This window comes from Bradyrhizobium sp. 956_D2_N1_4, from assembly GCF_052076025.1.
Lineage (GTDB): Bacteria > Pseudomonadota > Alphaproteobacteria > Rhizobiales > Xanthobacteraceae > Bradyrhizobium > Bradyrhizobium barranii.
This window is the reverse complement of the sequence record NZ_CP197237.1, coordinates 7,773,493-7,786,106: the sequence shown is the minus strand read 5'-3', so window position 1 is coordinate 7,786,106 and position 12,614 is coordinate 7,773,493. Positions and strand designations below refer to the sequence as shown.

Annotated in this window: 12 protein-coding genes; 9 read left to right on the top strand and 3 right to left on the bottom strand. The window is 63.3% G+C overall.

What is annotated here, in order from left to right:
• Positions 1-24 precede the first annotated feature (24 nt).
• The 9 genes from AB7535_RS36790 (at position 25) to AB7535_RS36750 (ending at position 8,835) form a co-directional block, all read left to right on the top strand.
• On the top strand, positions 25-450 hold the full coding sequence (locus AB7535_RS36790; protein WP_014490914.1) for an organic hydroperoxide resistance protein: 426 nt from the start codon (positions 25-27) through the stop codon (positions 448-450).
• A gap of 185 nt (positions 451-635) precedes the next feature.
• On the top strand, positions 636-1,838 hold the full coding sequence (locus tag AB7535_RS36785) for a CaiB/BaiF CoA transferase family protein (protein ID WP_354113223.1): 1,203 nt from the start codon (positions 636-638) through the stop codon (positions 1,836-1,838).
• Positions 1,839-2,058: 220 nt separating this feature from the next.
• Positions 2,059-3,375 (top strand): sn-glycerol-3-phosphate ABC transporter substrate-binding protein UgpB, encoded by a 1,317-nt coding sequence (ugpB, locus tag AB7535_RS36780; RefSeq protein ID WP_135214036.1) that lies wholly within the window; start codon positions 2,059-2,061, stop codon positions 3,373-3,375.
• A gap of 47 nt (positions 3,376-3,422) precedes the next feature.
• Positions 3,423-4,304, top strand: coding sequence for a sn-glycerol-3-phosphate ABC transporter permease UgpA (ugpA, locus tag AB7535_RS36775; RefSeq protein WP_063980179.1), 882 nt, complete (start codon positions 3,423-3,425; stop codon positions 4,302-4,304).
• On the top strand, positions 4,304-5,152 hold the full coding sequence (gene ugpE, locus AB7535_RS36770) for a sn-glycerol-3-phosphate ABC transporter permease UgpE (protein ID WP_063980180.1): 849 nt from the start codon (positions 4,304-4,306) through the stop codon (positions 5,150-5,152). Before ugpA ends, ugpE begins: the two co-directional genes overlap by 1 nt.
• A 20-nt stretch (positions 5,153-5,172) precedes the next feature.
• Positions 5,173-6,258 (top strand): sn-glycerol-3-phosphate import ATP-binding protein UgpC, encoded by a 1,086-nt coding sequence (locus tag AB7535_RS36765; RefSeq protein WP_135214035.1) that lies wholly within the window; start codon positions 5,173-5,175, stop codon positions 6,256-6,258.
• Positions 6,259-6,566: 308 nt separating this feature from the next.
• Positions 6,567-6,992, top strand: a complete 426-nt coding sequence (locus AB7535_RS36760) for an Hsp20 family protein (RefSeq protein WP_014438749.1) — start codon at positions 6,567-6,569, stop codon at positions 6,990-6,992.
• Positions 6,993-7,043: 51 nt separating this feature from the next.
• On the top strand, positions 7,044-7,316 hold the full coding sequence (locus AB7535_RS36755; protein WP_011083553.1) for a DUF1150 family protein: 273 nt from the start codon (positions 7,044-7,046) through the stop codon (positions 7,314-7,316).
• A gap of 253 nt (positions 7,317-7,569) precedes the next feature.
• The gene (locus AB7535_RS36750) at positions 7,570-8,835 is read left to right on the top strand and encodes a tetratricopeptide repeat protein (RefSeq protein ID WP_439037535.1); all 1,266 of its coding nucleotides are present in this window, start codon (positions 7,570-7,572) and stop codon (positions 8,833-8,835) included.
• Here the strand turns inward: AB7535_RS36750 and AB7535_RS36745 are convergent.
• The 3 genes from AB7535_RS36745 to AB7535_RS36735 form a co-directional block, all read right to left on the bottom strand.
• Entirely contained in the window at positions 8,832-9,683 is an 852-nt protein-coding gene (locus tag AB7535_RS36745; protein ID WP_354113221.1) for a DUF1194 domain-containing protein, read from the bottom strand. The genes AB7535_RS36750 and AB7535_RS36745 overlap by 4 nt on opposite strands.
• A gap of 173 nt (positions 9,684-9,856) precedes the next feature.
• Positions 9,857-11,395, bottom strand: coding sequence for an AMP-binding protein (locus tag AB7535_RS36740; RefSeq protein ID WP_354113220.1), 1,539 nt, complete (start codon positions 11,393-11,395; stop codon positions 9,857-9,859).
• A gap of 57 nt (positions 11,396-11,452) precedes the next feature.
• Positions 11,453-12,583: a DUF5938 domain-containing protein gene (locus tag AB7535_RS36735; protein WP_063980184.1), complete on the bottom strand. Its 1,131-nt coding sequence runs from the start codon at positions 12,581-12,583 to the stop codon at positions 11,453-11,455.
• Positions 12,584-12,614 lie beyond the last annotated feature (31 nt).

The following is a 12,614-nucleotide window of genomic DNA, read 5'->3' as shown; positions in this document are numbered from 1 at the left end:
ACCCGAAGACCTGAGGAGACGAAAATGTCGGTAAACGTCCTGTACAAGACCAGCGCAAAGGCCACCGGCGGCCGCGACGGCCATGCCGCGACCCTCGACGGCGCGCTCGACGTCAAGCTCACCACGCCGAAGGAACTCGGCGGCGGAGGCGGCGCCGGCAACAATCCCGAGCAGCTGTTTGCGGCCGGCTATGCCGCCTGCTTCATCGGCGCGATGAAGTTCGTGGCCTCGCAGGGCGGCCCGAAGGTTCCGGCTGACGCCTCGGTCACCTCCACCGTCGGCATCGGCCCGCGCTCGGCCGGCGGCTTCGGTCTCGACATCGATCTCGCCGTCTCGCTGCCGGGCCTTGCCCGGGCGGAAGCCGAGGCGCTGGTCGAGAAGGCCCACCAGGTGTGCCCCTACTCCAATGCCACGCGCGGCAATGTCGACGTTCGCCTGACGGTCGTCTGATCAAACGGCGGATTGGCTGGCCCGAGATCCCCCTCGGGCCGGCCGCTTCCCTTTAGTCTAGTTGTTTTGCCACGTTGCGGGATTGCACGGCGGCACCGCATACGCCCCCACGCACCAAGCCATTGCTGGCGCAAAAAAACCTCGCTAGGCCTGTGATCAATCATCGACACAGGGGAAGCGAAGGCATGACTGAAGCCGTTTTGGGCGCAATGAGCGGACTGCGCGTCATCGATCTCACGCGCGTGCTTGGCGGTCCCTACTGCACCCAGATCCTCGCCGACCACGGCGCCGACGTGATCAAGGTCGAGCCGCCCGCCGGCGACGAGGTGCGCGACTGGGGCCCTCCGTTCCACGACGAAGACGCTGCCTATTTCATCGGCATCAACCGTAACAAGCGCTCGATCGGCCTCGACCTCGCCTCCGAGGGCGGCCGCCTCGTGCTGCTCAAGATGCTGGAGACCGCCGACGTCCTGATCGAGAATTTCAAGCCGGGCACGCTGGAGAAATGGGGCATCGGCAACGATGTGCTCAGCAAGAAATTCCCGCGCCTCGTGCATTGCCGGATCTGCGGCTTCGGCGCCGACGGACCGCGCGGCGGCAATCCCGGCTATGACGCCATCATCCAGGCGATGACCGGCATGATCGCGGCGACCGGTTCGCCGGAGAGCGGGCCGATGCGGATCGGCGTGCCGCTGGTCGACATCACCACCGGCCTCTATGCGGCGATCGGCATCCTGATGGCGCTGTCGGAGCGGCAGCGCTCGGGCCAGGGCCAGTTCCTGGAGACGACGCTGTACGAGACCGGCCTTGCCATCATGCATCCGCACACCGCGAATTATTTCATGCACGGCAAGCCGCCATCGCTCACCGGCAACGAGCATCCCAACCTCGTGCCTTACGCGATCTTCCCGACCAGGACCGACGATATCTTCATCGGTGTCGGCAATGACGGCACCTTCCGCAAGCTCGCCAAGGAGATCGGCAAGCCCGAGCTCGGCACCGATCCGCGCTTTGCCCGCAACAAGGACCGCATCGCCAATCGCGAGGCGCTGCGGGCCGAGCTCGCCGCCGTGTTCAGCCAGCACGAGGCCGAGCCGCTGTGCAATCGTCTGCTCGCCGCCGGCCTGCCCGCAGGTCCCGTGCAGAAGATCGACCAGGCCTTGACCAACGCGCACACGATCGCCCGCGGCGATGTCATCGAGAAGGACTGGTACAAGGGCGTGGCCTCGCCGATCCGGCTCGATCGCAGCAAGCCGAGCCTGCGCCGCCTGCCGCCGAAATTCAGTCAGCACTCCCAGGAGGTGCTGGGCGAGTTCGGCTACTCCAAATCGGAGATCGACGCGATGGTCGAAAAGGGCACCGTCTGCGGCCCCGAGCGCAAGCGCTAGACGCCCTCGCCGCCTCACCCGAGCAAATGCCGCACTGCGGCGCGGGCACGCATGTGCGCCGCGAACGGAGGAGGCTGCGCGCTCGGCATTCGCCTATTTGACGGCTTCCCTTTTGGCCGCGCTTGCTGCTTTCGTTTCTCCCGCTTACACAGTCATGTGAACGTCATATGGCGCTGCTAGCGCAAGCGCTTCTTTTTGACGGCCAAGGGAGGTTTACTTGATGGCTCTTCGACACTTTGGGGCGGCTGCCGCAGTTGCGATCACGATCGGCATGGGCGCATCGCCGGCCTTGGCCGTGACCGAAATCCAGTGGTGGCACGCGATGACCGGCGCCAACAACGACGTCATCGTTAAGCTCGCCACCGACTTCAACGCCTCGCAGACCGACTACAAGGTGATCCCGACCTACAAGGGCAACTATCCCGATACGATGAACGCCGGCATCGCAGCGTTCCGCGCCGGCAACGCCCCGCACATCATGCAGGTGTTCGAAGTCGGCACCGCGACCATGATGGCCGCGACCGGCGCCGTAAAACCCGTCTACAAGCTGATGGCCGAGGCCGGCGAGAAGTTCGACCCCAAGATCTATCTGCCCGCCATCACCGGCTACTACTCGACCTCGAAGGGCGAGATGCTGTCGTTCCCGTTCAACTCGTCGTCGACCGTCATGTGGGTCAACCTCGACGAGCTCAAGAAGGCGAACGTCGAGATCCCCAAGACCTGGCCGGAAACGTTCGAGGCCGCCAAGAAGCTGAAGGCTGCGGGTCATGACACCTGCGGCTTCTCCGGCTCCTGGGTCACCTGGGTCAATCTCGAGCAGCTCTCCGCCTGGCACAACGTGCCGCTCGCCAGCAAGGCCAACGGCCTCGACGGCTTCGACACCGTGCTGGAGTTCAACGGCCCGCTTCAGGTCAAGCATCTCGAAACCCTGGTCGAGCTCCAGAAGACCAAGACCTACGACTATGCCGGCCGCACCAACACCGGCGAAGGCCGCTTCACCTCCGGCGAATGCCCGATCTACCTGACCTCGTCGGCGTTCTTCGGCAACGTCAAGGCGCAGGCCAAGTTCAACTTCACCGCCGTGCCGATGCCATACTATCCGGACGTCAAGGGCGCGCCGCAGAACTCGATCATCGGCGGCGCTTCGCTCTGGGTGATGGGCGGCAAGTCGGCCGACGAATACAAGGGCGTGGCGAAGTTCCTGACCTTCCTCTCCGACACCGATCGCCAGGTCTACATCCACAAGGCCTCGGGCTATCTGCCGATCACCAAGGCGGCCTACGCCAAGGCGAAGGAAGAGGGCTTCTACAAGGATCAGCCCTATCTCGAGACCCCGCTGATCGAGCTGACCAACAAGGAGCCGACCGACAATTCGCGCGGTCTGCGCCTCGGCAACATGGTTCAGCTGCGTGACGTCTGGTCGGAAGAGATCGAGCAGGCGCTGGCCGGCAAGAAGACCGCCAAGCAGGCGCTGGATGCTGCCGTCGAGCGCGGCAACACTATGCTGCGTCAGTTCGAAAAGACCGCCGTCAAGTGAGGCGATGAGCGGCAGGCCGCAAGCCGGCCTGCCGCTCACCTGACATCATGCAAAAGCAAGCCATTTTCCAAGCAAAACTATTGCCCTACGCGCTGGTTGCGCCCCAGCTCGCGATCGTCTTGATTTTTTTCTACTGGCCGGCCGCGCAGGCAGTGATCCAATCCTTCCTGCTCCAGGACGCCTTCGGTCTGTCGACAAGCTTCGTCTGGTTCGAGAATTATCAGGACCTGTTCAAGGACCCGGCCTATTTCGAGGCGGTTGTCCGTACGTTCGTCTTTTCGTTCGCCATCGCCGTCTCGTCGCTGTCCTTCGCGCTCTTGCTCGCCGTGATGGCCGACAAGCCGCTGCGCGGCTCGATGCTCTACCGCACGCTGCTGATCTGGCCCTATGCAGTGGCGCCGCCCGTGGTCGGCGTGCTCTGGATCTTCATGCTGCATCCTTCGCTCGGCGTGCTGTCGCGCTATCTGCGCAACCTGGGCGTCGACTGGAATCCGCTGCTTGACGGCAACCAGGCGGCTGGGCTGATCATCCTCGCCGCGGCGTGGAAGCAGATCTCCTATAATTTCCTGTTCTTCCTCGCCGGCCTGCAAGCCATCCCCCGAAGCGTGTTCGAGGCCGCCGCGATCGACGGCGCCCGCCCGATGCGGCGGTTCTGGACCGTGACCTTCCCACTGCTGTCGCCCACGATCTTCTTCCTGCTGGTCGTCAACATCGTCTACGCCTTCTTCGACACCTTCGGCATCATCGACACCATGACCCGCGGCGGTCCCGGAACATCGACGGTCACGCTGGTCTACAAGGTCTATTCCGACGGCCTGCTCGGCGGCAATCTCGGCAGCTCGGCGGCGCAGTCGGTGATCCTGATGGTCATGGTCATCGTGCTGACGGGAATCCAGTTCCGCTTCGTCGAACGCAAGGTGACCTACTGATGGTCGAGGAAGAGGGCTTTCGACGCTACGTCGCCCACGCCATTCTCTGGATCGGGATCGCGATCGTCGCATTCCCGGTCTACATCGCGATCGTCGCCTCGACCCAGGACAACGCCCTGATCGCGAACGGGCAGATGTCGCTGCTGCCGGGCGGCCATTTCTTCGAGGTCTACTACAAGACCATCTTCGTCGGCACGAGCGGCTCGACCCGCGAGCCCGTCGGCAACATGATGCTGAACTCGCTGGTGATGGCGCTGGCAATCGCGATCGGCAAGATCGCGATCTCGATCATCTCGGCCTATGCGATCGTGTATTTCCGCTTTCCGTTCCGGATGGCGATCTTCTGGATCATCTTCATCACGTTGATGCTGCCGGTCGAGGTGCGCATCTATCCGACCTACAAGATCGTCGCCGATCTGCACATGCTCGACAGCTATGCCGGCCTCGCGCTGCCGCTGATCGCGTCGGCCACCGCGACGCTGCTGTTCCGCCAGTTCTTCATGACCGTGCCAGACGAGCTGCTGGAGGCCTCGCGCATCGACGGCGCCGGCCCCTTGCGCTTCTTCTGGGATACGCTGCTGCCGCTGTCGCGCACCAACATGGCGGCGCTGTTCGTGATCCTCTTCATCCTCGGCTGGAATCAATATCTCTGGCCGCTGCTGATCACCACGCGCGACGACATGCAGACCATCCAGGTCGGCATCCGCAAGATGATCACCACCACCGATGCGCTGACCGAATGGCCGATCGTGATGGCCACGGCCGTGCTCGCCATGCTGCCGCCGGTGTTCGTCGTCGTCGCCATGCAGAAATTGTTCGTGCGCGGCCTGGTCGAGACCGAGAAGTAGGTTTTTGGGAATGAGTTTTCATGGCTAACGTCACCCTGCGCAACGTCCGCAAGACCTACCCCGGCGGCTTCGAGGCCATCAAGGGCGTCAACGTCGATGTCGGCGACGGTCAGTTCTGCGTGCTGGTCGGTCCCTCCGGCTGCGGCAAGTCCACGCTGCTGCGCATGGTCGCAGGTCTCGAGACCGTCACCGGCGGCGAGATCGACATCGGCGGCCGCGTCGTCAACCAGATCGAGCCCGCCGATCGCGACATCGCGATGGTGTTCCAGAACTACGCGCTCTATCCGCATATGAGCGTCTTCAACAACATGGCCTACGGCCTGCGCAACCGCGGCATGAAGGAGGCCGAGGTCAAGACCCGCGTCGAGGAAGCCGCGCGCGTGCTCGAACTCGCGCCGATGCTGGAGCGCAAGCCGCGCCAGCTCTCCGGCGGCCAGCGCCAGCGCGTCGCCATGGGCCGCGCCATCGTGCGCCAGCCGAAGGTGTTTCTGTTCGACGAGCCGCTGTCGAACCTCGATGCAAAGCTGCGCATCGCGATGCGGGTCGAGATCCGCAAATTGCAGCGCCGGCTCAACACGACCTCGATCTACGTCACCCACGACCAGCTCGAGGCGATGACGCTCGCCGATATTCTCGTGGTCATGAATGGCGGCCAGGTCGAGCAGGTCGGCAATCCGCTGGCGATCTACGAGAAGCCGGCGACGACCTTCGTCGCCTCCTTCATCGGGGCACCGCCGATGAACCTGATGTCGACGCGCGCCGATGAGATCAAATCGCAGCTCGGCGGCGGCGCCACCGAGGCTGGCATCCTCGGCATCCGCCCGGAAGATTTCGTCATCACCGACCAGACCCCGGCCGGCGGTGTCGCATTGCCGCTGACCGTGGAAGCGATCGAGCGCGTCGGTGCGGAAACCTTCGTCTACGGCACGCGGGCCCAGGACGAGCAGCGGGTTGCCGCCACGCCCGGCGAGCTGCCGCCCGGCGAGGTCATCGTCCGCATTCCCGGAACCGAGGCCCCCGCCATCGGTGAGAGGATCCGCGTCGCCGCGGTACGGCCGAAGCTGCACCTTTTCAGCGGCGACGGGCGGACGCGGATCGAGGCCTGACCGGTTCCGAGGGCCGGCCGATCAAAAACGCGAAAAACAACCCCATGCACAGTAGCCGGGGGTTTGATTTCATTGAGATAAATCGTCGGCCGATTCGTCATGCCCGGGCTTGCCTGAGCATTTGCGTTCCCGGTGACGAATTGGGCGCTTCCGCGCGACCGCGGGCGGGGTCAGGCGCGAAAATGGGCAATCCACAGGCCCCCGCTACGTCCTTGAACCCCCAAGGGGTTATGACCATATTGCTGACCAAGGGGCGCCGCTTCCGGGCCCTGAAATGCCAAAGTCGCTTCGAGAGGACTTTGTAAACTATGTCTCGTGTTCCCACGCTTTCCAGTCCGTTCCTTCTGGGCTTCGACGAGATCGAGCGCGTGCTCGACCGCGTCGTCAAAGGCGCCGACGGTTACCCTCCCTACAATATCGAGAGGTGCGACCGGTCGGACGGCCAGCCCGAGCGGCTGCGGATCACGCTGGCGGTCGCCGGATTCACCCGCGACCAACTCGATGTAACCATTGAGGAAAACCAGCTCGTGATTCGCGGGCGGCAGCAGGACGACAAGACCCGGCAATACATCCATCGCGGCATCGCCGCGCGCCACTTCCAGCGCACCTTCGTGCTGGCGGAGGGGATGCTCGTGCTGGGAGCGGATCTGAAGAACGGGCTGCTGTCGGTCGATCTTGCCCGGCCTGAACCGGAGAGGATCGTTAAGACAATCGCTATCAATGAGCACGAATAATGGAACGAGTAGCGGACTCGACCGCTTAGTTTCTGTGAAGGAGTCGAGACCATGAGTGAAGGTCACGTTGCGTTCGAATACGAAGCCAAGAACGTCTCGCCCGAGACGCTGGCAACCCTCGGCGAAGGTCATATCGCCTATGTGAAGCAGATCCGCTCCGAGGATGTGCCGGGCCTGTTTCCCGAAGCGCCAAAGATCGCGCCGGGCCTCAAGCTCTTCGCGCTCCACGCCGCCGACGGCACGCCGATCATGCTGACCGACAGCCGCGAAGCCGCGGTCGCCAACGCCTGGAGCAACGAGCTGCAAGCCGTGAGCGTGCACTGACGCACGCTTAGCGCGACATCTGCGAATTCAAATGCGCGGGCATGCCTCAAGGCGGCCCGCGCATTTTTTATGGGCCATCTGGCGAAGCGTCGACGTTCCGGCCTAGCATCGGGCTCAACGCCGAAGCGGGTGCTCTGAGAAGAGAATCGAGAATGACGTCGGACGGTCCAAGTGCGGTGCTCTCATCCGATGAGATCGAGGCGATTGCGCGCGATGCCATTGCGGAAGCTCAGGCGGGAGAACACAGGCCGCGTTGCACAAGCTGATGCCGCTGCGAAAAGCGCAGGCCCGGCAGCCCGAAGCCGCCATGGCATTGCTGCGGGTTGTCCATGATCGATGCTTGCAAAGAGAAGCCGCGATAGACGTTCTGTCAGAGGTCGCACAATCTCACGATCAGGACTTCTGGTTTCTCTCGACTGTAGGGCTCTGCCTTGAAGCAGCGCGCGACATTGACGATCTCAATGCACCGCCGCCCGATATTGCATTGTTCCGTTTGGTCGTCGAAAAACTGAGCGGGTTGGCCAAGGTCCACGAGGGGCAACCCGAACAGGAACCGATTCTCGAAGGTCTGGCCACTGCGGCGCGAATGCTGTCGCGCCAGCAAGATGCGATTGCCGAGAGCAGCTATCGGAAACTCACCGAACTCAATCCGCAAAACAGCACCCACCATTACAATCTGGGTCTTTTCTACAAGACACGCGGCAGATTCGCAGATGGCGCGACCGCAAACCAGATCGCAGCCAGCCTCGCGGACGAAGTCACCGAGAGTTACGAGTGGAATCTTGGTATCTGCGCCACCGGCGCAAAGAATGCCTCTCTGGCACTGGATGTCTGGAGGCGCATGGGGCTTGCGATCGAGATCGGGCGCTTTGGCTTGCCGGAATGCTCATTGTCTCAATGCAAGGTCAAGCTGGCGGAGCGGCCCCTGGCGGAGCGCACGGCCGATCAGGACGATCCGGGCGCGGAGGAAACCATCTGGATCGAACGGTTGAGCCCGTGCCACGGCATCGTCCGCAGTGTGCTCTACCAGAAGCTCGGCGTGGACTATGGCGACGTCATCCTGATCGACGGCGCGCCGATTACACATCACACGTATGGTGAGGTGCAGGTCCCGGTTTTTCCACATTTGGCGACGCTGGAGCGGCGGAACTATCAGCTATTCGACTTCGCCGGCACACAGGATTCGGCACGGCAACTGGCGGACTTGACCGCAGAGCTGGATGAGGACGCCGTCGTCTATTCGCATTCCGAGAGCTTCGTGATGATATGCGCGAATTGCTGGCGCGACCCCGATCTCGATCACGACCGTCACGAGGGAATAGAAAAGCACGTCGTCACGGGGCGAATTGCCGCTCCCGCGGGAATGGCCCCCGCACGACTGCTGGAGTTGATCGACAAGGCTATCGAGAAGCAGGAACGGCGCTGCCAACTCTATGCGCCAGATCTTTGCAAGGCGGCAGGGCTGGTGGCGCGTGAGGCGATCGACCGACGTCGGTTCGCTTTGCTGACGGGCAACTAGCGCATGATCCGTCGCCCGCGCTCCCGCCATTTTTCTTCGCCGACCAGACAGGACACCCGGGGCTCATTCTCGGCAGTTGGGACGATCCTCCCCTCCGGCGCGAGGCCCGCAACTTCGAGAACAAGCTTGGTCCGGATCGCTTCCTGGAATTTTTCGCGATCCTTGATTGTCATGATGAAGGCACCCGGCCCTCCGATCACGCAGTCCTCGTAATAGAGATCGAGATTCTCGATATCGGTCGTCAAATAGGACGGCTCCTTCACCATGATCGGCAGGCCGTTGATGATGATGCCTTTCTCAACGGCAGCGTCGCGCGCGCCGGTGACGGGGGCTCCGTCGTTGTTCGGCCCATCGCCGGAAATGTCGATGACGCGCCGCGACCCGCGATAGGGATTCTCTTCGAACAGCTGCACTGCGAAATTGATCGCGCCGGAAATCGAGGTGCTCGAACCTCGGCGAATCGGCGTTTTCATGATCTCGGCGGCCACGGCGTCCGCCGATTCCGGGCCGTCGATCACGCGCCACGGAATGATGATCCTGTCGTCGCCCGACATCGACCACTCGAAATAGGTCAGAGCCACCTTGCTGGCCGGACGGGCCCTTAGCGCCTGAAGAAAGTCTTTCGAGACGATGGCCTGTGCATAGCCCTCGCGCTGAATGGCGAGTTCGTCCAGATCCATCGAATAGGAGACGTCGACGGCGATAACGAGCTCGACATTGACGGACAGTGCGCTGTACCTGGCGTCGGCTATCCCTGATTTCGGGCTCGGCGCGGCAATGCTGGCAACGTCACCTCCGACGATCGCCCCCGCAACAAGCACCGCCCCGACCGAGACACACCAGCGCATGGCGGCCCTCCCGTCCGTTCAAAAGCATGGTGACACCCAAAACGCGCATCGAAAAGCGGAAACATGCCTTTGCCTGCCCGGACACGGATGAGAGTTCCAGGCCCGCGCGAATGTCCGCGTCAGCGCGTCTCGCGGATATCTTCGAAGCGATGGGCGCTGCAATAAGATGCGCCTCAGCCGCCTGAACGCTCCGCCAGCCGCGCGCGGATGTCCGGCTTCAAGACCTTGCCGACCTTGGAACGCGGCAGGTCGTCCCAGACTTCGATCTGCTTTGGTGTCTTGACGCTGCCGATCCGCTGCTTGACGAAGGCCGCCAGCGCCGTCGCATCGACGCTTTGGCCGGCGCGGGGCTGCACCACGGCGACGATCCGCTCACCCCATTTCTCGTCCGCCAACCCGATCACGGCGCAATCCTGTACCGCCTCATGCGCCCGCAGCGCGTTCTCGACCTCGATCGAGTAGACGTTGAACCCGCCGGTGATGATCATGTCCTTGGCGCGATCGACGATATAGAGGTAGCCGTCGGCGTCGATGTAGCCGATGTCGCCGGTGTGGTGCCAGCCATGCGCGGAGGCTTCCGCCGTAGCCTCGGGATTTTTGTAATAGCCCTCCATCACCAGCGAACCGCGGACCACGATCTCGCCGCGGGCGCCGGTCGGCAGCAAATTGCCGTCGCCATCCATGATGCCGGCCTGCACCAGCGGGCTGATCCGCCCGGCCGAGGCGAGACGCTCCATCGCGATCGTGCCGTCCGCATTGTAATGCTCGCTAGGTGCCATCATCGAGATCATCATCGGCGCTTCGGTCTGACCGAACAACTGCGCCATCGGCCCGATACGCTGGAGCGCTTCCGCAAGCCGCGCGGCCGAGATCGGCGCCGCGCCGTACCAGAAACATTGCAGAGACCCGAGCCTCGCGGAGTCGAGCTTCGGATGATCGAGCAGCATGTAGATCACGGTCGGCGGCAGGAAGGTGTGCGTGACGCGATAGCGCTCGATCAGATCGAGAAATTCTGCGATGTCGGGGTGATGCATGATCACGATGCGGCCGCCGAGCGCCATGATCGGGAAACACAGCACGCCGGCCGCGTGGGTCAGCGGCGCAAGCGCGAGGTAGATCGGGCGGCCCTTGAAGGGATAGCCCATCAGCGTCAGTGCCGTCATCGCCTCGATGTTGCGGCCCGACAGCATGACCCCCTTCGGCTTGCCGGTGGTGCCGCCGGTGCCCGGGATCATCGCAAGATCGTCGATCGTCTCGCGTTGATAGTGGTCGTCTGCAAGGCCGGCGAGCCAGCTGTCGAACGAGGGCGCGAAGGACAACTCAGCATCGAGGCAGACGACGGCGCGCAGCTTTGGCAGCTCTGCACGCACCGCCTCGACCATCGCCGCGAAACTTGAATGAAACAACAGCAGGCTGCAGTCAAATTGCTCGAGGATGAGCCGATTTTCGGCCGCCTCGTTACGCGGATTGATCGGGCACCAGACCGCGCCCGCGCGGGAAATGCCGAACACGCAGGCAAACGCGACCGGATCGTTGCCGGAAAGGATTGCGACCTTCTCGCCGGCAGCAATCCCCGATCGCGCGAGCCCGCGCGCGACGCGGTAGCTCAGCAACTGTACGTCGCGATAGCTGAGGTCGCGTCCATCCATGGTGAGGCATGGCGCGTCGGCGCCGAGCGAGGCACCTTTGTCCAGGTAATCGATGAAGCGCATGATCAACACCCGAAGCAGCAGCGGGTGACGCGGAGGACCGCGCCACCCGCGATTGACCTAATCGTGCACGGTCAGAACAGGCTTGCTGACGAGCCCGAAGCTGCGCAACTGCCCGAGCAGCTCGTGATGGCCGAACGCCTGGCAGCCGGAGGCGAAGCCTACGCGCTTGGGCGGCTGCTGCAACAGATGGGCCGCAGCATAGGCCTGCAACATGCCGGTCTGCTTGTAGTTGCTGTTGCCGTTGATGACGCAGTGCGCGCGCCCCAACGGGCCGGAGGCATGCACCGAATCCATCGACTTGTTGACGCGCGGGTTCTCGCGCGGCGGCATGGTGTTCATCACACCGGCGGCGGTCTGCGCCAATGCGGCGTAGCGGTCGTCGGGATTCATATCCTTGGTCGCCTCCAGCGCGGCCGCGACGATCTGCGGCACGCCCAGCATCAGCGCGCGATTGAACACGCCGCCCAGCACCTTCACGTTGGCCACGCGCGGATCGCGCTTGAACCACACCGGGTGCGAGGTGCCTCCCCAGGGCAACGCCAGCGCCAGCTCGTGCTGACCGGGGATGGCGAGGTTGTAGAGGCCGGCATCGGGCTGATGCTCGACGTACTTGTTCTGCTCCAGGTAGTAGGCCTTGGCCATCGCGGCGTTGACCAGGATGGTCTGCGTCGATGCGATGGTCGGGCTGCCACCCCAGAACACGGCAATGTCCAGCGTGTCAAGGCCGGGCGTCTCCAGGCACAGCTGCGCGGCGATCTCGCCGGTGGTGTACATCTGCGCGATGCCTGGCGCCAACAGCAGCCCGGCATTGGCGAACTTCGTGCCCCACTCCTGCTCGAGCGTGATCAGCCAGTCCTGCTCACCGGTGGTGTCGGTGTAATGACACTTGGAAGCGAGGCAAGCCTGCACCACTTCGCCGCCGAACTTGGCGAAGGGACCCACGGTGTTGAGCACCACCGAGGCGCCCTTAAACAATTCAGTCAGCGCAGCCACGGTGTGCGGCACCTTGACCACCTCGTAGTCGGCGGTCTCGATGCCCGCTACATTCGACTTCATCGCGGCGTTGAGCTTCTCATTGCTGCGGCCGGCGGCGATGAAGGGGATGTTGTATTCGCGTAAGTATTCACAGACTAGCCGGCCGGTATAGCCGGAAGCGCCATAGACGATGACGGGCTTCTTCTCGCTCATTGCGTTCCTCCGAAATGCTTGTTGTCGGCTT

Excerpts from the sequence above, each read along its gene's own strand:
- AB7535_RS36765 (WP_135214035.1), top strand. The coding sequence starts at position 5,173 with ATGGCTAACGTCACCCTGCGCAACGTCCGCAAGACCTACCCCGGCGGC.
- AB7535_RS36755 (WP_011083553.1), top strand. The coding sequence starts at position 7,044 with ATGAGTGAAGGTCACGTTGCGTTCGAATACGAAGCCAAGAACGTCTCG.
- ugpB (WP_135214036.1), top strand. The coding sequence starts at position 2,059 with ATGGCTCTTCGACACTTTGGGGCGGCTGCCGCAGTTGCGATCACGATC.
- AB7535_RS36785 (WP_354113223.1), top strand. The coding sequence starts at position 636 with ATGACTGAAGCCGTTTTGGGCGCAATGAGCGGACTGCGCGTCATCGAT.
- AB7535_RS36760 (WP_014438749.1), top strand. The coding sequence starts at position 6,567 with ATGTCTCGTGTTCCCACGCTTTCCAGTCCGTTCCTTCTGGGCTTCGAC.
- AB7535_RS36790 (WP_014490914.1), top strand. The coding sequence starts at position 25 with ATGTCGGTAAACGTCCTGTACAAGACCAGCGCAAAGGCCACCGGCGGC.
- AB7535_RS36735 (WP_063980184.1), bottom strand. The coding sequence starts at position 12,583 with ATGAGCGAGAAGAAGCCCGTCATCGTCTATGGCGCTTCCGGCTATACC.
- AB7535_RS36745 (WP_354113221.1), bottom strand. The coding sequence starts at position 9,683 with ATGCGCTGGTGTGTCTCGGTCGGGGCGGTGCTTGTTGCGGGGGCGATC.
- ugpA (WP_063980179.1), top strand. The coding sequence starts at position 3,423 with ATGCAAAAGCAAGCCATTTTCCAAGCAAAACTATTGCCCTACGCGCTG.
- ugpE (WP_063980180.1), top strand. The coding sequence starts at position 4,304 with ATGGTCGAGGAAGAGGGCTTTCGACGCTACGTCGCCCACGCCATTCTC.
- AB7535_RS36740 (WP_354113220.1), bottom strand. The coding sequence starts at position 11,395 with ATGCGCTTCATCGATTACCTGGACAAAGGTGCCTCGCTCGGCGCCGAC.